Consider the following 20,752-nt stretch of genomic DNA (forward strand, 5'->3'; position numbering starts at 1 on the left):
TCAAGGCCTATTCGCTTTCCCTCGTTCAAAAGCTGGTTAGATTGAGGGGTATGGAATCGGCTTTGGACTATCATACGGCGCGGGCTCTGCTGGAATGGCAGATCGAACTGGGCGCAACGGACGCAATCGGCGATGCGCCGGTTGACCGTTTTGCGTTGCCCGACACTGCGCCCAAGGCCAAAAAACCCGCCGTGGCCCAGGCCACCCCGGAAAAGCCCAAGCAGGTGGACCCGGTTTCCGTTGCGAATGCAGCAGCTCGAGGCGCAGGATCGCTGGAACAATTGCGTGCGGCGATGGAGGCATTTGAGCATTGCGAGCTTAAGCGTGGCGCGCGGCAGTTGGTCTTTGCAGATGGCACGCCGGGCGCGCGGGTGATGATCATCGGCGAAGCGCCGGGCCGGGAAGAGGACCGTGAGGGCAAGCCCTTTGTCGGCCGCGCCGGGCAATTGCTGGACCGGATGTTGGCGGCGATTGATCTGGATCGCACCCAGAATGCCTATATCACGAACGTACTGCCCTGGCGTCCGCCGCAGAACCGTGACCCAAAACCCGAAGAGATCGGGATGATGAAACCGTTTCTGGAACGGCACGTGGCGCTGGCCAAGCCCGAGGTTCTGGTGATTATGGGCAATATCAGCTGTCAGGCAGTGCTGGGTAAGCGCGGTATAACCCGGTTGCGCGGGCAATGGGCACAGGCGCTGGATTTGCCGGTCATTCCGATGTTCCACCCCGCCTACCTGCTGCGCCAGCCTCAGATGAAACGCCAAGCCTGGGCTGATCTGCTAGAGCTGAAAGCCCGGCTGGAGGGCAAGTGATGCGCATTCTGGCCTTTTCCGATCTGCATATGGCGCGTAACCGCGCGGCCGGGGTTGTCGCGGCCAGCGCCGAGGCCGATTTGGTGATCGGGGCTGGGGATTTCTGCAACGCGCGACAGGGGTTGGACCAGGCGATGGCGATGCTGTCCGGCATCACCGCGCCGTTCGTGATGGTGCCCGGCAATGCCGAAAGCGTGCAGGAACTGGTTGAGGCCGCGCCGGAAGGTGGCCATGTGCTGCACGGCACCGGCATGACATTGGACGGCCTGCGCCTGTTCGGGCTGGGGTATGGCGTGCCGGTTACACCTTTTGGCGACTGGTCCTGTGACCTGACCGATGCCGAGGCCGCTGAATTGTTGGACCGCTGTGACGCGGCGGATATCCTGATCGCGCATTCCCCGCCCAAAGGGTACGGCGATGTCACGTCCCAGGGCGATGCGGTGGGGTCCGTGGCCGTGCGCGACGCAGTGGAACGCTTGCAGCCGCAACTTGCGCTGTGTGGACACATCCATGACAGCTGGGGCTATCGCGGCAACCTGGGCCGCACGCAGATCGCCAATCTGGGCCCCACAGTAAACTGGTTTGAGGTCACCATATGATCGAAACGGTCACTCTGCTGGCTTTCATTCCAGCAGCTTTGGCGCTGAATTTCACCCCCGGCGCAGACATGTTGTTTTGCTTTGGGCAAGGTTTGCGGTCAGGTGCCAAACCGGCTTTCGTCGCAAGCGCGGGGATTTCCGTCGGATCGATGGTTCATGTTCTTGTAGCGGGGCTTGGGTTGGGGGCCGCCGTAGCAACGATGCCGTGGCTGTTCGATGTAATCCGCTGGATGGGTGTCGCCTATCTGCTTTATTTAGCTTGGGGTGCGATCCGCAACGGGGCGGTCTCTGCCGATATACCCGCGAAACCGACAAGCCACGCCTTTCGCGACGGGTTGGTGGTGAACCTGACAAATCCCAAGGTCATCCTGTTCGTATTGGCCTTTATCCCGCAATTCGTGAACCCCGCCTTAGGGCCGATCCTGCCGCAGTTCCTGATTTTGGGCGTCATCATCGCGCTGGGCGGGTTTGTGGTGAATGGGCTGGTGGGCGTATTTGCCGGGGGCGCGGGGAAGATTCTGATCTCGAATCCGCGCGCCTCACGTATCATGGGCTGGGTGACCGGGGGAATTTTCGCTGCCCTCGCCATCCGGCTTGCCATCATGGAAAGGGCCTGACGTCACATGTCGCGCATTGATGAAAATTCGAAATTCATTCCGGTTCGGATTGCCGTTCTGACCGTCTCGGATACGCGATCGCTGGAGGATGACCGCTCGGGTCAGACACTGGTCGACCGGATCGAACGCGCGGGTCATTCGGTGGCCGACCGTAAGATCATCCGCGATGAGCGCGGCGAGATCGCGGCACAGTTGCGACTGTGGGCCGGTGACCCGGACATTGACGTGGTGATCTCGACCGGTGGCACCGGTCTGACGGGCCGCGATGTGACGGTTGAGGCGCACCGGGACGTCTATGAAAAGGAAATTGAGGCGTTCGGCACCGTTTTCACCCTCATTTCAATGGAAAAGATCGGCACTTCGGCGGTGCAGTCCCGCGCCACGGGTGGCGTAGCCGAGGGCACCTATCTGTTTGCACTGCCGGGCAGTCCCGGTGCCTGCAAGGACGCCTGGGACGGTATTTTGGAAAAACAGTTCGATTACCGGCATCGCCCCTGCAATTTCGTGGAAATAATGCCCAGATTGGACGAACATCTTCGACGGAAGTAGACTGGTTGCACGTATAACCGATTGTAACCGCTTTGTGGCTTGGCATTTTTCCGTGCCCGGCTACGTTTTGCATATGGTAGCCTGATGCGACCGGGGTAAGTGATAGATGCGATTTTTAAGGCAAAGCCTTGTTGGTGTCTTTCTGGCGTTTTTAACGCTGGCCTTGGTATTTGTCGCGGTACAGCTGATTGTCAGCGCGGTGCAAGAGGCCCTGAACCGCGACAGTGAGCCGCCTGAAGCGCGCGAACGCATTTTTGCCGTCAGCGTGCAACCGGCCGAGTTAGAGACGGTAACCCCTTATCTCGAAGCCTTTGGCGAGGTGCAAAGCCGCCGCCGCCTGGAGTTGCGCGCAGCATTGGGCGGGCGCGTAATATTGTTGGCTGAGGATTTCGAGGATGGCGGCGTCGTCACCACTGGTGAGGTTCTGGTCGAACTGGACCCAGCTGACGCACAATCGGCGCTGGACCGCGCCAAGTCCGACCTGTTGGATGCTCAGTTCGAGGAACGCGATGCCGAACGCTCACTGCTTTTGGCGCAGGATGAGTTGAACTCGGCCGAGGCGCAGGCGGCCTTGCGTGGGCGTGCCATGCAGCGCCAGAAGGATTTGCAAAGCCGCGGGGTGGGAACCCCGGCCGCCGCGGAAGAGGCCGAACTGGCCGAAGCTGCTGCACAGCAGGCTGTTCTGGCGCGTCGTATCGCGCTGGCGCAGGCGGAATCGCGGGTCGATCAGGCAACCACATTGCTGGCCCGCGCCCGTATCGCGCTTGAGGCCGCTGAACGCGATCTGGACGACATGACGGTCCGCGCACGGTTTGCCGGGACGCTGACGGATGTGACCCTGGTCGAGGGCCGGTTGGTTGCGGCGAATGAAAAGCTGGCGGAATTGGTCGATCCCAACGCGCTTGAGGTCGCATTCCGCGTCTCGACCGCGCAGTTTGTGCGCCTACTGGATACCCAGGGTAATCTGATCGAGGCGCCGGTCACCGTATCGCTTGAGGTAACAGGAACCGATCTGATCGCCACGGGGCGCATCAGCCGCGACAGCGGATCAGCGGGTGAGGGGCAGACTGGCCGTCTGATCTATGCCCGTCTGGACGACGCGCCCGGTTTCAAGCCCGGAGATTTCGTCACGGTCACGGTACAGGAACAGCCGCTGGACAATGTGGTGCGATTGCCCTCGTCGGTTCTTGATGCGGCGGGCACGGTGCTGGTGCTGGGCCCCGATGACAGGCTCGAGGCGCTGCCTGTGCAACTGATCCGCCGCCAAGGCGATGAAGTGTTGTTGCGCGGTGATGGCCTGGTCGGGCGCGAGGTTGTTGTTGGCCGGACGCCGCTTTTGGGCGGCGGGGTCCGGGTGCGGCCACTGCGGATCGAGGCCAATGCCGGGGCGGAACCGGACATGGTTGAACTTTCGGATGAACAGCGCGCCCAACTGGTGGCGCGGGTCGAGGCCAGCGATCAGATGCCGAACGACGTCAAGGCTCGTGTTCTGGGACAATTAAGCGAGAGCCATGTCCCGGCCTCATTGGTGCGCAGCATCGAGACTCGGGCAGGAGGGTAAGCGCCATGATGCGCGACATCCCCGGCGCGGCGGGCGGTATCCTCAGTTACTTCACCCGCCATCGGACTGTGGCCAACCTGCTGTTGTTGGTGATGCTGGTGCTGGGCGCGGCGGCGATCCCGTCGATGCGGGCGCAATTCTTCCCGGACGTCATCCTTGAACGTGTCGATGTCAATGTCGAATGGGAAGGTGCGGGTCCCGAGGATGTGGACAATGGCATCGTCCAGCTGCTGGAACCCGCTCTGCTGGCGGTCGAAGGGGTTGCCAGCGCAATTTCGACCTCGCGCGAGGGACGCGCCAATATCCGGCTGGAGTTCGAGCCGAACTGGGACATGTCGCGCGCTGTTGATGAGGTCAGGACCGCCGTCGACAGTGTAACCAACCTGCCTGATGACGCCGAAGAGCCCTCGATCCGGCGTGGTGCGTGGCGGGATCGTGTGACGGATGTGGTCGTGACCGGCCCCGTTGACCCGGATCAACTGGCCAAGTTCACCGACGAGATGATCAATCGCCTGTTTGCCGCTGGCGTGACTCGCACCACGATTCGCGGCCTTGCCGCGCCGCGCGTGGTAGTCGAAGTGCCAACGGCGCAATTGATCGCCAATGACATCACCCTGTCCGAGATTGCGCAGGCCATTGCCGCCGAAGCGATGGCCAGCCCCGCAGGCGATGTCACCGGCGCCAATGCGCGTATCCGCACCGGCACCGAAAAGCGCACCCCCGAAGAGCTTGAGGGCATTGCGCTGCGCAATTTTGCCGATGGCTCAAAACTATATATCGGGGATGTTGCGGATATCCGGGTGGAAGGCGTCAATCGCAATCGCAGTTATTTTGTTGGCGAAAACCCGGCCATGTCGGTGCGCATCGACCGTTCGAACCTGGGGGATGCTATCCAGATTCAGCACTCGGTCGAGGATGTGGTGGCCGAACTGCAGGCCAGCCTGCCCGAAGGCGTGACGATCGAGCTGATCCGCACCCGTGCGCAGGCGATCACTGATCGTCTTGATATTCTGGTCGACAATGGGCTGATGGGGTTGGGCCTGGTGGTGTGCCTGCTGTTTCTGTTCCTGAATGCGCGTATCGCCTTTTGGGTCGCGGCGGGTATCCCGGTGGCGATGTCAGCGGCTATTGCGTTCATGTATATCGGCGGGCTGTCGATCAACATGATTTCGCTGTTCGGGCTGATCATCACGCTGGGCATCGTGGTCGATGACGCCATTGTGGTTGGCGAACACGCCGATTTCCGTGCCCGCCGTCTGGGCGAGGCACCGGTGGTGGCCGCCGAACGGGCCGCGCGGCGTATGGCGATGCCGGTCTTTGCCGCCACCCTGACCACCGTGATCGCCTTTTTCGGTCTGACTGCAATCGGCGGCCGGTTTGGGGAACTGATCTATGACATCCCGTTCACTGTGATTGCGGTACTGATCGCTTCGTTGATCGAATGTTTCCTGATCCTGCCCAACCATATGGCTCATGCCATCGCGCATTCGGCTAAAGAACATTGGTATGACCTACCCAACCGCGTGGTCAATCGCGGTTTTCGTTGGGTGCGCGATAACCTGTTCCGCCCGCTGATCGCCTGGGTGATCTGGGCGCGCTATGTGGTTGTGGCAGTGATGGTGGTGATCCTGGCCAGCCAGATTGCGCTATTCATTAAAGGTGACGTGAACTGGCGCTTTTTCAACGCACCCGAGCGCGGCTCGGTCACCGGCAACTTTATCATGGCCGAAGGTGCGACCCGCGAAGATACGCTGGCGATGATGCGCGAAATCCAGCGTGCTGCCGAAGAGTTGGGACAGATCTACGAAGAACGCCATGGTCGCAATCCAATCGATTATGTGTTGGCCGAGGTGGGCGGAAATGCCGGCTGGTTCAACCCGCCCGCTGCAGAAGGCAAGGATCAGGACCTGCTGGGCGGGATTTCAATCGAACTGATCGACGCCGACCTGCGCCCCTATTCCAGTTTTGAGTTCGTGGGCGAGTTACAGGATTTTGTACCGCGTCATCCCAAGGTTGAGATGCTGACCTTCCGCGGCTGGCGATCCGGGCCCGGCGGGGATTCAATCGAGGTGCAGTTCTATGGCGCCGACGTGAGCACGCTCAAAGCAGCGTCCGAAGATCTGCGGGCCGAATTGGCGAAATACCCCGAGGTTTCGGCGCTGCAGGACGACCTGGCCTATGACAAGGAAGATTTCATTCTGGATCTGACCCCCATAGGGCAGGCGCTGGGTTTTCGTATGGAAACGCTGAGTCGTGTGTTGCGGGATCGTCTGAACGGGATCGAGGCCGCGACCTTCCCCGATGGTCCGCGCAGCGCCGAAATCCGTGTCGAATTGCCCGAAGGTGAACTGACCGCCGATTTTCTAGAACGCACCCTTATGCGCACGCCGGATGGCGTTTATGTGCCGCTCGCCGATATCGTCTCGGTCGAGCGCAAGTCGGGCTTTTCGACGGTGCGGCGCAATAACGGCCTGCGGGTGATTACGGTGGGGGGTGACATCTCCGAGGATGATCCGGCCCGTGCGGCGGAAATTGCCCGGGCGCTGAACGACAAGATTCTTCCCAATATCGCCGCCGAACGGCAGGTCGAATGGCGGTTGACGGGTCTGAGCGAGCAAGAAGATGAATTCCTGACCGAGGCGCGCACCGGCCTGATCCTGTGCCTGACTGGGATTTACCTTGTGCTGGCCTGGGTTTTTGCCAGCTGGACGCGGCCTTTGGTGGTGATGGCGATCATTCCGTTTGGATTGGTGGGCGCGATCTGGGGACACTATATCTGGGATGTGCCGCTGAGCATGTTTACCGTAATCGGCCTACTGGGAATGACGGGGATCATCATCAACGACTCGATCGTTCTGGTCACGACTATTGACGCCTATCAGCAAGAGCGTGGGTTGGTGCCGTCGATCGTCGAGGGTACAGCAGATCGACTCAGACCTGTGATGTTGACGACGCTGACTACGGTGTTGGGGTTGACGCCGTTGCTTTATGAAGGTTCGCAACAGGCGCAATTCCTCAAACCTTCAGTAATCACGTTGGTGTACGGGCTGGGTTTCGGGATGTTTCTGGTGTTGTTGCTGGTGCCGGCGTTGCTGGCCATTTTGAACGACCTGTCGCGCCCGATGACCGCGTTGCGCCGGGCCTTGCGGGCACCGGATCGCGTAGTGCAGAGCGCGGTAAGCGCAACCGGACTTGTCCTGTTGTTGTGGTTCGGTGTGACGATGGTTTGGCCTGCGATCGCAGGCGCGCCAGTTGGTTTGTTGTCTGGGCTCTATCCTGGGGAAGAGGGCGTCGCGGCCTTGCAAATGGGGCTGGGGGCCTTTGTCGCCGGGGCGCTGCCGATCTTGGCGCTTAGTGTCGTGCTGTCCGGTCTGGTCTATGTGCGACTTAGGGGGCGGACGGCTTAACGCGCGCGCAGGGCGGTTTCCAACAGGTCGATGACCCGTTCACTCATGGGTAGTTCACCCTGCCTGATTTGGTCGATCGGAAACCAGCGAGCGTCCAGCGCATCATCCCCGGCTGTCGGAGAACCTGAGAGGTAATCACAGGCCACCCCGACAAGCAGGTAATGCGACTGCACAGCGCCCTGTTCGTCGCGGCGCAGCAGATCCAGATTGTCAAGATAACACAGCGGTTCCGCGATGACCGAGGTTTCCTCGCGCAACTCCCTTTGCGCGGCTTGCATCACCGTTTCGCCCCATTCCACATGCCCGCCGGGAAACCCCCAGAGCCCTGCATCCGGCTGTTTGCTGCGTTGCACCAGCAGTACGCGGGTTTCATGCACCACAACGGCCAGCGCACCAATCTTTGGAGTGTTCCCCATAGCTCAGCCCGCGCTGCATCCTTGAATGTCGACGGCGTGATTGGCGCCCAGCACCGTGATCCGTATATCGGATCGGTCCAGCGCAAATGGTCCGCCCGAGGCGCTGATCACCTCGGATGTGGCCACCAGGGTGCCGCCCTGCCGTGTCGTTTCGGGTTCCGAGGCCCAAAGCGTGGGGTTTCCGGGTTCGATCACCGCAACCTCGCGCCCTCCGGCCGAGGGCATGGTTACGCGGGCTTCGATCCGCATACCGTCTGATGTGGGGGTCAGATGGCAGCTGGCGGCACTCACCTGCGCCTCTTTTGCGGAATAGGGGCGTTGGGCCAGTGCTGCGGCAATGGCTGGGTTGCGCCCGGCGTCAGCGTCCAGCGTATGGTCGAAATCCAAAGTCTCGGGGATGCAGACATCCTTGCAGACGCCCAAATCCATTTCCCCACGCAACCGTACGGGTTTGGCGGGGTCGCGTGGAGTAATTTCAACAGGCAGCACCAGTTGATCGGCATAGCCCAGCGATTGCAGACCGTTCTGCACAAATACGTGGGGCGCAGGCCAGGTTATCGCCACATCGCCCACATTTTGCGAGCGGTTCCAATCAAACTGCGGCGGGATACCAGCGTCACCGGGTGCGCGCCAATAGGTTTTCCAGCCGTCCTTCAGCGTCAGCCGCAGCGCCCCCAGATAGCTGCCATTGGCCGTACGCCCACCATCAAGCACATCCAGTTGCACCACGTCGTCCTCAACCTGCGCATGGGCGGGGGCGGTCAGGGCAAAACAGGCGGTCAGGGCGGCCGCGGTTGATTTAAGATAACGCTTCATACCCTATAGATGCGTGGTCTTGCTGGCGATTCCAAGTCACGTTCCGGTCACTGCAATGAAATCTGGCGAAATGTGACCTGATCCCTTGCCAACCCCCACGTGCCGGGGTCATTGTTGAAGGAAGACGAAGCAAGAGTTTTAAATCCATGGATCTGACCGGAAAACTGTTGATCGCGATGCCTGGAATGGGTGATCCACGTTTCGATCACTCGGTGGTGTATATCTGCAGCCATGGCGAGGACGGGGCCATGGGCTTGATCATCAACAAACCGTCGGATTTGCGGATCAAAACCCTGCTGAGCCAGCTGAACATCGCCTGCAGCATCCCCGTCGTGGGGGAACGTCTGGTTCATTTCGGCGGCCCGGTCGAGATGTCGCGCGGTTTTGTCCTGCACAGCGCGGATTACGATGCCAACCTGCATTCCATGCAAATTTCGGATGATTTCAGCATGACGGCGACATTGGATGTGCTCGAGGATCTGGCCTCGGGGCGGGGGCCTTTGAACTCGATGCTGGCGCTGGGATATTCCGGTTGGGGTCCCGACCAGCTTGAGGATGAGATTGCTATGAACGGTTGGCTGACCACCGAGGCGACCTCGAAACTGGTGTTCGACGTTCCCGATGATGAGAAATGGGAGGCCGCGCTAGCCACGCTGGGTGTTGACCCGCTGACCCTGTCGGCCAGCGCTGGGCGCGCCTGATCCGCTGTCGCGCGGCGCGGCGGCGCGGCGCAGGCGGTCATTGATGGCCGCGCCCAACCCATGATCAGGGATCGGTGACACCGCAATCGGGTGGCCTGTGGTGTTCAGCCTGTGTAAGGCCGAGAACAGGTTAGCGGCGGCTTCGGTCAGATCGCCGGTCTCTGAAAGGTTCAGATCACATTGAACGGGGCCAAACCCCAGCAAAACCTCGTCACCCTGCGTGCTGGCCGCGTTCAGGCGTACTGGCGCGTCGGGGGCGTAGTGCGATTGCAACTGCCCCGGTGCGGTCAGTACATCCGTGGTCTGATGCAGGTGCAGTTGCGTGTTCAGAACAACTTCGATCTGTTCCAGCGCCACACCGCCGGGGCGCAGCAATGCGGGCTCTCCGGACAGTCCGACGATGGTGGATTCCAGACCAACACCGCAGGGGCCGTCATCCAGAATGGCCGCGATACGCCCATCCAAACCGGCCCGAACATGTTCGGCGGTTGTGGGGCTAATCTGACCCGAGGGGTTGGCAGACGGTGCTGCCACCGGTCCGTCAAAGGCCGACAACAGCGCCCGGGCGGTGCCATGCGCGGGCACCCGAACCGCCAGCGTCTCCAGCCCGGCTGTGACCAGCGGTGAAATCCCGTGCCCCTCACGCAGAGGAAGAACCATTGTCAGGGGGCCGGGCCAGAACGCGGCAGCCAGCGTCTCGGCCCTTTTGGACCATTCGACATATCGCTGCGCTGCCTCGGCAGAGGCCACATGTGCAATCAGTGGATTAAAGCTGGGTCGCCCCTTGGCGGCATAAATGCTGGCCACGGCTTCGGTATTGCGGGCGTCGCCGCCCAACCCATAGACAGTTTCAGTGGCGAAGGCGACCAACAAGCCTTGCCGCAGCAGGTCAGCCGCCTGTGCGATTCCGCCCGGATCAGCGGCTAAATCCAAAGTGCCGTTAGGGTTCATATCTTGTGACGCCGCGTTTTGATTGCTTGCAGAACAAGGCCAGTTACGTTTCCGACCAATCAAGGATGCATAAAGGTGGGCATTGCAATTTCCAACCCCACCCGCCAAATACCGACCAAACAGATCCGGGGGAAGACATGCCATACCGCGCGCCCATTTCCGACTATGAATTGTTGTTCCGCCACGTCGTCGGATTCGATCAAATCGCGGCGACCGAGAAGTTTTCGGAAGCCAGCGAAGATGTGGTTGGGGCGATCCTGTCTGAGGCCGGCAAGATGTGCGAAGAGGTAATGGCCCCGCTGCAACGCCCCGGTGATCTGGAGCCATCGCGGTTGGAAAACGGCGTGCTGCGTACATCGCCCGGTTACATTGATGGGTGGAAGGCAATTGCCGAAGGCGGTTGGATCGGGATGAGCGGCGATCCAGAATTTGGCGGTATGGGCCTGCCGATGGCCCTGACCACCGCGGTAAATGAGATGATGTCGGCTGCGTGCCTGTCGCTGCAACTGGCGCCGTTGATGACACAAGGCCAGATCGAAGCGCTGGAGCATCACGCCAGCGACGAGTTGAAATCGCTGTACCTGCCCAAGATGATGACGGGCGAATGGTCGGGCACCATGAACCTGACCGAAGCGCAGGCCGGATCGGACGTGGGGGCGCTGACCTCGAAGGCCGAGGCCAATGGCGATGGGACCTATGCGGTAAGCGGACAGAAGATTTTCATCTCGTGGGGTGACAACGACTTTACCGAGAATGTCTGCCATCTGGTGCTGGCACGCCTGCCGGATGGGGTGCCCGGAACCAAGGGGATTTCTCTGTTTCTGGTGCCCAAATACCTGCCCGATGACAACGGCAATCCCGGCGTGGCCAACGATCTGAAAGTGGTGTCGCTGGAACATAAGATGGGCCTGCATGGTTCACCGACCTGTGTGATGCAATATGACGGGGCCAAGGGTTGGCTTGTGGGCAAGGAACATGGCGGTATGGCTGCGATGTTCACCATGATGAACAATGCCCGCCTGGGTGTTGGTGGTCAGGGTGTTGGGGCTGCCGAGGGTGCCTACCAGCACGCGCTGGCCTATGCGCTGGACCGCAAGCAGGGCAAGACGCCCTCGGGCACCATCATCGACCATGCGGACGTGCGCCGGATGCTGATGAGCATGCGCGCCGATACCTTTGCCGCGCGCGCCATCATGCTAGCCAATGCGGCCGCTATTGATATGGCCACGGCCACCGGTGACGCCGAATGGTCCGCACGCGCCGCGCTGCTGACCCCGATCTGCAAGGCCTTCGGGACCGAAACGGGAATGCGCGTCTCGGAAACCGGCGTTCAGGTTCACGGCGGCATGGGGTTCATCGAAGAAACCGGTGCAGCCCAATATTACCGCGATGTCCGCGTGACCGCGATTTATGAGGGCACCAACGGCATTCAGGCGATGGACCTTGTGGCGCGCAAGATGATCGATGGTGGTGAGGCAGCCTCGCGCTTGTTGGACGAGATCGAGGATCACGCCGAACAGGCTCGTGCCAGCCTGCCGGATCTGGCGGGTCCCGTTTGGGAGGCGACCGAAAGTTTGCGTGAGGCCACCGAATGGATCGTGGCGCAATCGGACATGAACGCTCGGTTTGCCGGTGCCGTGCCTTATCTGCACGCCTTCGCCCGCGTTCTGGGCGCACATTACCACCTGAAGGCGGCGCTGGCTGAACCAAACGGTCCGCGCTTTAAGCTGGCGCGGTACTACATCAACGCATTGCTGCCGGAATATGCCGGTCTGCTGACGCAGGCGCAGAACGGGGCCGAGGATGTTTATGCGCTCACCCCTGAGGAGCTGGCGGTGTAATGGACGGGGATACACCTTTGGCGATCCGCTATCCTTGGCCCGAGCCTCCAGCGCAGGGCGAGGCGATCGAGGTTGCCGAAGGGGTGCTATGGATGCGCCTGCCGTTGCCCATGGCGCTGGATCACGTCAACATCTATGCGCTGGACGATGGCGATGGCTGGACGTTGATCGACACGGGCATGTCTTCGAACAAGACCCGCCGGATTTGGGATACCTTGATGGCGGGTCCGCTGGGCGGCAAGCCGATCAACCGGGTGGTGGTGACCCATCACCATCCAGACCACGTGGGCAATGCAGGCTGGTTTCAATCGGAACATGGCGTGGAACTGGTGGCATCGCGGACCGCATGGCTGTTTTCGCGCATGCTACAACTGGACGTACAGGAAAGCTGGCCGCAGGAAACGCTGGACTATTACCGTAGCGCGGGCATGGACGCAGATGTTCTGGCCAAGCGGATGACCGAGCGTCCGTTCAACTATTGCGACACGGTCTATCCAATGCCTCTGGGCTTTACCCGGATCAAGCAGGGCAGCGTCATCCGCATGGGCGGGCGTGACTGGGACGTGCATATGGGCAACGGCCACGCCCCTGAGCACGCCACGTTCTGGAGCCGCGATGACAATCTGGTGATCAGCGGGGATCAGATCCTTAGCTCGATCAGCCCCAATCTGGGGGTCTATGTCACCGAACCTTTGGCTGATCCCGTGGCCGAGTGGCTGGAGGCATGTGAGCGTCTGCAGGGCTTGGCGCGGCCTGATCATCTGGCGCTGGGTGGGCACAAGCTGCCCTTTACCGGTTTACCACTGCGCATGAAGCAACTGATTGATAACCACCACGGCGCGCTGGACCGGTTGCAGGACTATCTGGACCAACCCAAAACCGCGGCCGACTGTTTCATCCCCTTGTTCAAACGTCAGATCGGGGCGGGCGAGTACGGGCTGGCGCTGGTCGAAGCGGTTGCACATCTGAACCATCTTTACCACATTGGAACTGTCAACCGGACGCGCCGCGCGGACGGGGCGTGGGAGTTTCAGCGCAAAGGGTAAAGCTATGCAGGACCAGATCGAAACATCGGCCGAGGCAGCAGAAGCGGCAGCTTTGCCCCGTTGCTATGAGGTACACGCCAACCCAGACGCGAAATCAGGTGCCAAAGATCTGCCCGGACAGCTGCAAAAACCGGTCGAGACCAAAAGCCCGGCGCAATGGGCTTATGAGCGGCTGATCCTGTATATTCAGAACTTCGAACAAACGCTGACCGGCGATCAAGAGGTCGCTATGGGTTTCACCGGTGGCGATGCCGGTGTGATGCGGATCGAAGGTATGGGCTATTTTGATCCCGATATCATCACTTTTTACGGCTCGGACGCGACTGGGGCGCGAACCCAGCTGGTGCAGCATGTCAGCCAACTGAATGTGATGCTGCGGGCCCTGCCCAAATCGGTCGAGGACAAACCCGCCAATCGCATCGGGTTCCGGCTGGCCAAGGATCTGGAAGAAAGCTGATCGCCTGACTTGCAATTCACGTCTGCGCAGCCTTGAATGAGTGCAACATTCAAGGGGGCCACGTGACCAGTTTCTCAGCCGTTACAACCGCCTACAGACGCGCATGGGCACGCCGCCGCGTGTTCGTGCCAATCTATATCGCCGTGCGCCTGCTGCTGGTGGCGCTGATTGCGCCGGGCGTGGCGATTACCGTGAACCTCGCCGTGTCGCTGTCGAATCAAACCGCGCTGACCGATCAGGCAATCGCCGCCTTTATCCTGTCACCCGCCGGGTTCATCGCTGCAGTTGCCGTGCTGAGCCTGTTTCTGCTGGCCGAAGTGTTCGTTTTCTCGGTCATGGCCGCATCGTTGCGGATGGGCGAATCCGATCCATGGCGCGCGGGCAGTTCCGCCATCGGCCTGATCCTGTCGCGCCTTCCGGCACTATTTGGATTTGCCGTGCGGTTCGTGCTGCGCGTTCTGCTGCTGGTGCTGCCTTTTGCTGTGGTTGCCGCGTTGATCGCGTGGTGGACGCTGACCGAATATGACATCAACTATTACCTGACCTTCCATCCGCCCTCGTTCTGGGTGGCGGTGGTATTGATCGGAGCGGTGGTTCTGATCATGGCCTGGATGCTGATCCGCAGGCTCTCGGCCTGGGCGCTGTCGCTGCATCTGGTCCTGTTTGAAAATGTTCATCCTGGGCATGCATTTAACATCAGCGCCAATCGGATGGAGGGCAAACGTGGACGCCTCAAGATCGAGCTGGCGATATGGCTGATCCTGCGCCTGATCATCGCCGCGCTTATTGCCTGGGTCGCGGGTATCCTGTTCAACATCGTCCCCCTCCAAGGCGCCAGCCATCTGCGCCTGGCCTTGCTTTACAGCCTGCTGGTGGCAGGGGTTTGGTCATTGGCCGGATTGGTGCTGGCGGCGACTGCGTTGGGCGCGTTGGCGGTGTTGCTGGATGGTTTTTTTGAGATCAAGACGGACGAGCCACCGCATCCTGAACCCGGCAGTCTGCGTATTCCGCTGTTTGCAACCGTCGGCGCGGCCGTTGTGGCCGTGTTGATCGGGTTGTGGTTTGGTCAGCATTTGCTGGAACGTGTGCAAGCGCCGGACCGGGCCGAGGTCATCGGCCATCGCGGTGCGGCGGCGGTGCGGCCGGAAAACACCATGGCGGCGGTGTTGAAGGCCATCGAGGACGGCGCGGACTGGGTTGAAATCGACGTGCAGGAAACGGCGGATGATGTGGTCATCGTTGCCCATGACAGTGATTTCATGAAACTGGCGGGTGTGAACCTCAAGGTTTGGGATGCGACGATGGAGGATGTGGCCCAGATCGACATCGGCAGCTGGTTCGGCCCTGAATACGCCGATGAACGCACCCCGACCCTGCGTGAGGTGCTTGAGGCCGCAAAAGGTAAAGCCAAGGTAATTATCGAGCTGAAATATTACGGCCACGATGTCGATCTTGAGAACCGCGTGGTGGCCCTTGTCGAAGAGTTGGGAATGCAGGACGACATCGCTACCATGTCGCTGAAATATCCCGCTGTTCAAAAGATGAAATCCATCCGCCCCGATTGGCGGGCCGGCGTTCTGGCGGCAACTGCAGTGGGCGACCTGACAGGGCTTGAAGGCGATTTCCTTGCCGTCAACGCGGCGATGGCCACGCCGGGTCTGGTGCGCTCGGTCCATGAGGCGGGCAAGGACATTTATGTCTGGACGGTGAATGACCCGTTGCAGATGTCGGCCATGGCCTCGATGGGGGTGGATGGGCTGATCACCGACCGCCCCGCAATGGCGAACGAGGTGCTGCGGGTGCGGGCCGAAATGGGCCCGGCCGAGCGGTTGTTACTGTGGATGGCGACCACTTTTGGCATGTCCATCGACACAGAGGCGATGCGCGATGAAAGCCCATAAGCTGGTGGCCTTGCTGGCATTGTTGGCCGCCCCGGCAACGGCACAGGACTTCATGCGCAACGTTGAGATGCCCGCGCATCGCGCGCTGATTGCACAACGTGGCGATGCCGACCCCATTCCGTTTGAAACGGATGGCTGTTCCGGTGGCCTGTCGGCCAGTTGGCGCTTTGTGGCCGAAACCTTCCCCAAATTCAGTGCGCTGTATGAGGCGCACCCGCCGTGGGAATACTGCTGCGTGACCCATGACCGCGCCTATCACAACGCAGGCGGCGCATCGCAAGCCGAGGAAAGCTTTGATGCACGCCTTTCGGCGGATGACGCGCTGCGCACCTGCGTTAAACAGCACGGCGAAGACCATGCCGAAGGCTATGCCACCCGCTATGACATGACGCCCGACCAGATTCGCGCGGCCCATTCCGTTACAGCCGAGGCGATGTATGCGGCAGTACGATTGGGCGGTGGGCCCTGTTCAGGCCTGCCCTGGCGCTGGGGCTTTGGGTATCCGGGATGTTCCGTGTTTCACTCTGTGACCCCTGCGCGCGAATGACGTGGTGACAGGCACTGGTTTTTCGATTATCCAACATTTCAAACACGCGAATTAGGAATCTCTGAGTCATGGCTGAATACAAGCACGGCGAAATGGACATCACCGTCCAAACCAAAACCTTCAACGGGTTCATCAAGGCCACCACATGGTGTGTGATCGTCATCGCCTTTTTTTGCCTGTTCCTGGCGGTCTTTGCCTCTTAATCCAAATCGGGGTCGACCGTGATCAGGATTTTGTTTGCCTGCCTTCTGGCGGCAACTGTTGCAAGCTGCACCGGGTCGCAGCGCCCTCAGGCAGATCAGTCAGAGGTTGTGGCACGGTCTTACCGTGACCCGGGCCCGTCGACGCTGACGCTTTATACAATGATCAACACCCGGACCGGTTCGGGGGCGCATACCTCGTTGATGATCAGCGGTAGTGAACGGGTCATTTTTGACCCCGCAGGTTCATTCCGCGCGGATGTTGTGCCGATCAAGAACGACGTGCTGTACGGCATCACGCCGAATGTCGAGCGTGCCTATCGCAGCAGCCACGCACGCGAGACGCATTTTGCACGCATTCAAACCATCGAGGTCACCCCGCAACAGGCCGAGATGGCCCTGCAACTGGCCAAGCAGATGGGGCCGGTGTCCAGTGCGTACTGCGCCAACTCGACCTCTCGATTGTTGCAGCAGGTGCCAGGGTTCGAACAGATCGGAACCACGTTCTATCCGGTGAAGCTGTCCGAGCAATTCGGCCAGATACCGGGGGTGTCCACCACCGAGTATCGCGAAAATGACGATGCCGACCTGCAAAAGGGTCTGGCGGCGAACAATGCCCTGCTGAACCAGCAGAGCGGTGCGCTAGCCCAATAGGTACAGCAGCGCGTAAAGGGTCGCGGCCCCGGAAAAGATCGCGGCAAGCACGTTTTTCGTGATCAATCCGGCCAGCAACGCGACAGCGGCTGCCGCCATGCGCGGGATGTCCGGCTGGCCGCTGGTTGCGGTCGGCCAGACCACCAGCGGCGCGATCAGGGCAGGCAGGATCGCCACGGCGGTATAGCGTAAATGACGCAGCAGCCAAGGCGGCATCGGGCGATCTCCGACTAGGCCGAGGAACACGAACCGCAGGCCATAGCTGCCCAGTGCCAGCCCGACGATAATGATCCACATGGTGACGGGATCGACCGCGTTCATGACGTGACCTTTCTGCGGTCAAGCCACAATTCCGCCTGTGCCCCGGCCATCATACCGGTGCATCCGGCCACCAGCAGGCCCAGATTATAGGGCACAGCAACTGTCAGCAGCGAAACAGTGATGGCGACCAAAGCCGCCACAACATGAGGCAGCGTGCGCATCATCGGTCCGATCATGGCCAGAAAGGTAATCGGCAAGGCGAAATCCAGCGCCCAGCTTTCGGGTATCCGCGTACCCAGCACCGCACCCAGATAGGTGGCCAGTATCCACAAGGGCGTGATGGGTGAGACCGAGCCAAAGAAATAGGCCATTCGCTGGGGCACGGTCATGTGGGGCTCTTTCTCGAACCGGACCATGCAACTGGCATAGGATTGATCCACGACCAGATAGGCACCGATGGCGCGCTGCCACAGCGGTGCAGCCCCCAGATAAGGCGTCAGCGAGGCTGAATACATCGCCATCCGCAGGTTCACGGCCAGGGCCGAGGCCAGAATGATTACGGTTGGCGCATTGTCCTGCAGCAATTGCAGGGCCGCGAACTGCGCGGCCCCGGCGAAAACGGTGGCCGTAAACGCCATCGTCTGAACAATGGTCAGCCCGGTTTCAGTTGCAAAAACACCGAACAAGGTGCCAAAGGGGATAGCGACGAAAATGAACGGGGTCCCGTCGCGAAAACCCTTCCAATAGTATGACTTGGATGTGGTGTCTGCCATGGCTAAATCCTATGGTGATAATCGCAGCAGTAGCGGTCTTGGGAAAGGGTTGCAATTGGCCAAGGAACTGGATGTCTCGGATTACATCATCGCCCCTGATCCCGGTGCGGCCCGCCTGACCCGCGCAGTTGAAGGCGTGGATCAGAACGGTGAGGTCAGCCAGATCTCGGTGGTTGAGGAACGCCCCCTGACGATTTTCCTCAATTCGCAGGAAATCGTGACCGCGATGACCATTGGCGACTATCCGGAATATCTGGCGCTGGGGTTCCTGCGCAATCAGGGCATGTTGCTGGATGATGATCAGATCACGCGGGTCGATTATGACGACGATCTGGAAACCGTGATTGTCCGCACCGCGCGCGAGACGTCCTATGAGGACAAGCTGAAGAAAAAGACCCGCACCAGCGGCTGCGCGGTTGGCACCGTGTTCGGCGACATGATGGAAGGTCTCGAGGATGTGCGCCTGCCGCAGGTTCAGGTGAGGACCTCGTGGCTCTATGATCTAGCCGCCAAGATCAACCGCACTCCGTCGCTGTATCTTGAGGCAGGTGCGATCCACGGCACGGTCCTGTGCCGCGAAGACCGCCCGTTGGTCTATATGGAAGATGTTGGCCGCCACAACGCGGTCGACAAAATCGCGGGCTGGATGCTGTCCGAAGGTGAGGCGGCAGACGATAAGATCCTATACACCACCGGCCGTCTGACATCCGAAATGGTAATCAAAACGGCGATGATGGGTATTCCGGTGCTGGCCTCACGGTCCGGTTTCACCGCCTGGGGGGTCGAGATTGCCCGCGAGGTCGGACTGACCCTGATCGGTCGCATGCGCGGGCAGCGGTTCGTGTGCCTGTCGGGCGAGGATCGGCTGATGCGCGACGTGGATCCGGCAAGTGTGGCCGTTGAAGATAAGAAACATCGGCGGAAGAGTGCGGGATGATATTGGACACTCTATTTGTATTATCCACATTCGCTCTCTTTATTTTAACGATCAGTCTGCTTCCGCTCTTGGTTTTTGCGTGCTGGCGTTACACGCGCAGTAAACGCGCTGTCATTGAAGGAATGGCGCAATTGGACAGCCACGCGCGCCAACAGATGGGCTGGATGCCAAAGGAGTACCTTGGTACGTTTGACGTGCGGGCGCCCATTCGGTTGGGCTGGCAATCCTGGGGTTTGATGTGGCGACAGCAAAATACTGCGCTTCATCGCGTTTTGTGGCGTGGTTTACCCAATGCCGCCGAGGTGCCAGAGGATATCAGAAAATCGGCCCGCAGGTTTCGGCGTTATTTCTGCTTTTTCATTGCCCCACTGACTGCGCTGGTTCTTTTGCCTGCTTTCCTAAGTCTCGCTCAGGACATGGCCGATTTGACAGGATTTTCTACCCGAATTTGTTACATCCTCCTTGGTCTGTGCATCGGTCTCATGACCCTTCTGCCTCTGGAAAAGTTCCAAAAATGGCCAGAACTTGGGGAAGGAACGTAACCCAACCTCTGGTCGATGCTCCGAGAATTTGCAAAAGGCGTAAATGAAGAAGGCTTCGGATCCGAAGCTGGCACGCTGAAAAGTTGACCTTAAAAAAACTCTGCAAATTCTGTGGGATATATACTAGCCTAGCGTGCAGAGGCACAAAGTCAGCAAAAGAAACCCGAGAGCGCTATGGAGCTAATCAACCTCATTGCACCGGTCTTTGCGGTGATCTTGACCGGATATGTGTTTTCGTGGACGAAACTTTTGGGCGAAGACACATCTGACGCGCTTGTTCAATTTGCAGTCTATGTCCTGATCCCTGCCATCATGTTCTATCTGATCGGACAGGAGAAATTTGAGAACCTTCTGAACTACGGTTTTTACCTCTCCTATGGCGGAACGTTGATACTTCTCTTCGTCGTTTTGTTCGTTTGCCTGAAAACTGTGGTGGGCTTTCAGGTCGGGTCAGCGACCGTTGCGGCATTCGCAGGTGTTGCATCGAATACCGCGTTGGTTGCGCTGCCCATTCTTCACGCAATCTTTGGGTCTGAGGGTGCGTTGCCAGCTGTTTTGGCGAACCTTGTGGTGGCGATATTGCTTCTTGTAATGACCACGGTTCTTGAGAGTTCGGCTGGCCATAAAGCAAGCACCAAGACCCCAATTTACAAGATTCTCGTGAATGTCCTGAAGAACCCGATTATCGCGGCAACACTTCTGGGTGTTGCGTATTCCTTCACCGGTATTGGGTTTTCAGATGCGGTTTCGGATTATCTGGAATTGCTCAGTCAGGCGCTGGCTGCCGTCGCGCTGTTTGCGATCGGGTTCACGACTAGTGTGCGAACGATTGTTCAGACCGGGCCATTGATCCTGTCTTTGACACTCGTGAAATTGATCGTTGCGCCCGGGCTCGTGTTATTGGCGGCGCACCTTATCGGGCTCGACCCGTTATGGACAATCGCAGCCACTGTCTCATCCGCTGTGCCTACGGCAAAGAACATATTTCTTTTGGCCAAGCACTACGATCAGGAACCCCAGCTTGCAGCGCACATCGTCTCGGCCACGTCCTTTCTGTCGGTGGGAACGTTGATCCTGTGGCTGTTTGTCCTGCATCATCTGTACCCAACCGCGTTTCAATTGAATTGAGTTCGATCTACAAAGTCGCGAAAGATTGTGCGG

22 protein-coding genes are annotated in these 20,752 nt (G+C 59.8%); 17 read left to right on the plus strand and 5 right to left on the minus strand.

Annotation, left to right across the window (positions count from 1 at the left end):
• Positions 1-50: 50 nt before the first annotated feature.
• The 6 genes from AB1A64_RS12355 (at position 51) to AB1A64_RS12380 (ending at position 7,548) form a co-directional block, all read left to right on the plus strand.
• A complete protein-coding gene (locus AB1A64_RS12355) occupies positions 51-815 on the plus strand; it encodes a uracil-DNA glycosylase (protein WP_366551896.1) in 765 nt (254 codons plus the stop codon).
• Positions 815-1,414 (plus strand): metallophosphoesterase, encoded by a 600-nt coding sequence (locus AB1A64_RS12360; RefSeq protein WP_366551686.1) that lies wholly within the window; start codon positions 815-817, stop codon positions 1,412-1,414. Before AB1A64_RS12355 ends, AB1A64_RS12360 begins: the two co-directional genes overlap by 1 nt.
• A complete protein-coding gene (locus AB1A64_RS12365; protein WP_366551687.1) occupies positions 1,411-2,031 on the plus strand; it encodes a LysE family translocator in 621 nt (206 codons plus the stop codon). The genes AB1A64_RS12360 and AB1A64_RS12365 overlap by 4 nt, the downstream gene beginning before the upstream one ends.
• Before the next feature lie 6 nt (positions 2,032-2,037).
• On the plus strand, positions 2,038-2,580 hold the full coding sequence (moaB, locus tag AB1A64_RS12370; protein ID WP_366551688.1) for a molybdenum cofactor biosynthesis protein B: 543 nt from the start codon (positions 2,038-2,040) through the stop codon (positions 2,578-2,580).
• 106 nt (positions 2,581-2,686) lie between these two features.
• On the plus strand, positions 2,687-4,141 hold the full coding sequence (locus AB1A64_RS12375; RefSeq protein ID WP_366551689.1) for an HlyD family efflux transporter periplasmic adaptor subunit: 1,455 nt from the start codon (positions 2,687-2,689) through the stop codon (positions 4,139-4,141).
• Positions 4,142-4,146: 5 nt separating this feature from the next.
• On the plus strand, positions 4,147-7,548 hold the full coding sequence (locus tag AB1A64_RS12380) for an efflux RND transporter permease subunit (RefSeq protein ID WP_366551690.1): 3,402 nt from the start codon (positions 4,147-4,149) through the stop codon (positions 7,546-7,548).
• Here AB1A64_RS12380 and AB1A64_RS12385 read toward each other — a convergent pair.
• Both AB1A64_RS12385 and AB1A64_RS12390 read right to left on the minus strand, forming a co-directional pair.
• Positions 7,545-7,964, minus strand: coding sequence for an NUDIX hydrolase (locus tag AB1A64_RS12385; RefSeq protein WP_366551691.1), 420 nt, complete (start codon positions 7,962-7,964; stop codon positions 7,545-7,547). The two genes, AB1A64_RS12380 and AB1A64_RS12385, sit on opposite strands and share 4 nt — an antisense overlap.
• A gap of 3 nt (positions 7,965-7,967) precedes the next feature.
• Entirely contained in the window at positions 7,968-8,780 is an 813-nt protein-coding gene (locus AB1A64_RS12390; protein ID WP_366551692.1) for a protein-disulfide reductase DsbD domain-containing protein, read from the minus strand.
• A 146-nt stretch (positions 8,781-8,926) separates the two neighbouring features.
• Here AB1A64_RS12390 and AB1A64_RS12395 point away from each other — a divergent pair, with 146 nt between their 5' ends.
• The gene (locus AB1A64_RS12395; RefSeq protein ID WP_170516713.1) at positions 8,927-9,481 is read left to right on the plus strand and encodes a YqgE/AlgH family protein; all 555 of its coding nucleotides are present in this window, start codon (positions 8,927-8,929) and stop codon (positions 9,479-9,481) included.
• On the opposite strand, the gene AB1A64_RS12400 is transcribed toward AB1A64_RS12395, so the two are convergent.
• Positions 9,425-10,432: an L-threonylcarbamoyladenylate synthase gene (locus AB1A64_RS12400; protein ID WP_366551693.1), complete on the minus strand. Its 1,008-nt coding sequence runs from the start codon at positions 10,430-10,432 to the stop codon at positions 9,425-9,427. The genes AB1A64_RS12395 and AB1A64_RS12400 overlap by 57 nt on opposite strands.
• Before the next feature lie 137 nt (positions 10,433-10,569).
• Between AB1A64_RS12400 and AB1A64_RS12405 the strand changes: the two genes are divergently transcribed.
• From AB1A64_RS12405 to AB1A64_RS12435, 7 genes are all read left to right on the plus strand, one after another.
• A complete protein-coding gene (locus AB1A64_RS12405; protein ID WP_366551694.1) occupies positions 10,570-12,273 on the plus strand; it encodes an acyl-CoA dehydrogenase in 1,704 nt (567 codons plus the stop codon).
• Positions 12,273-13,319 carry an MBL fold metallo-hydrolase gene (locus AB1A64_RS12410; protein WP_366551695.1) on the plus strand — a complete coding sequence of 349 codons (1,047 nt, stop codon included), beginning with the start codon at positions 12,273-12,275 and terminating at the stop codon, positions 13,317-13,319. The genes AB1A64_RS12405 and AB1A64_RS12410 overlap by 1 nt, the downstream gene beginning before the upstream one ends.
• A 4-nt stretch (positions 13,320-13,323) precedes the next feature.
• Positions 13,324-13,776: a DUF6173 family protein gene (locus AB1A64_RS12415; protein WP_170350687.1), complete on the plus strand. Its 453-nt coding sequence runs from the start codon at positions 13,324-13,326 to the stop codon at positions 13,774-13,776.
• Between the two features lie 62 nt (positions 13,777-13,838).
• Positions 13,839-15,677, plus strand: coding sequence for a glycerophosphodiester phosphodiesterase (locus tag AB1A64_RS12420; RefSeq protein ID WP_366551696.1), 1,839 nt, complete (start codon positions 13,839-13,841; stop codon positions 15,675-15,677).
• Positions 15,664-16,224 (plus strand): hypothetical protein, encoded by a 561-nt coding sequence (locus tag AB1A64_RS12425; RefSeq protein WP_366551697.1) that lies wholly within the window; start codon positions 15,664-15,666, stop codon positions 16,222-16,224. Before AB1A64_RS12420 ends, AB1A64_RS12425 begins: the two co-directional genes overlap by 14 nt.
• 68 nt (positions 16,225-16,292) lie before the next feature.
• Positions 16,293-16,427, plus strand: coding sequence for an aa3-type cytochrome c oxidase subunit IV (locus AB1A64_RS12430; RefSeq protein ID WP_366551698.1), 135 nt, complete (start codon positions 16,293-16,295; stop codon positions 16,425-16,427).
• Positions 16,428-16,445: 18 nt separating this feature from the next.
• Positions 16,446-17,078: a hypothetical protein gene (locus AB1A64_RS12435; RefSeq protein WP_366551699.1), complete on the plus strand. Its 633-nt coding sequence runs from the start codon at positions 16,446-16,448 to the stop codon at positions 17,076-17,078.
• Here AB1A64_RS12435 and AB1A64_RS12440 read toward each other — a convergent pair.
• Positions 17,067-17,399 carry an AzlD domain-containing protein gene (locus AB1A64_RS12440; protein ID WP_366551700.1) on the minus strand — a complete coding sequence of 111 codons (333 nt, stop codon included), beginning with the start codon at positions 17,397-17,399 and terminating at the stop codon, positions 17,067-17,069. The two genes, AB1A64_RS12435 and AB1A64_RS12440, sit on opposite strands and share 12 nt — an antisense overlap.
• On the minus strand, positions 17,396-18,112 hold the full coding sequence (locus AB1A64_RS12445; protein ID WP_366551701.1) for an AzlC family ABC transporter permease: 717 nt from the start codon (positions 18,110-18,112) through the stop codon (positions 17,396-17,398). Before AB1A64_RS12445 ends, AB1A64_RS12440 begins: the two co-directional genes overlap by 4 nt.
• On the opposite strand from AB1A64_RS12445, the gene AB1A64_RS12450 reads away from it, so the two are divergent.
• From AB1A64_RS12450 to AB1A64_RS12460, 3 genes are all read left to right on the plus strand, one after another.
• Positions 18,111-19,049 carry a formate dehydrogenase accessory sulfurtransferase FdhD gene (locus AB1A64_RS12450; protein ID WP_366551702.1) on the plus strand — a complete coding sequence of 313 codons (939 nt, stop codon included), beginning with the start codon at positions 18,111-18,113 and terminating at the stop codon, positions 19,047-19,049. The genes AB1A64_RS12445 and AB1A64_RS12450 overlap by 2 nt on opposite strands.
• Complete coding sequence (locus AB1A64_RS12455; RefSeq protein WP_366551703.1) at positions 19,046-19,591, plus strand: hypothetical protein; 546 nt, start codon at positions 19,046-19,048, stop codon at positions 19,589-19,591. The genes AB1A64_RS12450 and AB1A64_RS12455 overlap by 4 nt, the downstream gene beginning before the upstream one ends.
• 174 nt (positions 19,592-19,765) lie before the next feature.
• The gene (locus tag AB1A64_RS12460; protein ID WP_366551704.1) at positions 19,766-20,719 is read left to right on the plus strand and encodes an AEC family transporter; all 954 of its coding nucleotides are present in this window, start codon (positions 19,766-19,768) and stop codon (positions 20,717-20,719) included.
• Positions 20,720-20,752 lie beyond the last annotated feature (33 nt).

This window comes from Ruegeria sp. ANG10 (assembly GCF_040705255.1).
Classification (GTDB): Bacteria; Pseudomonadota; Alphaproteobacteria; order Rhodobacterales; family Rhodobacteraceae; genus Ruegeria.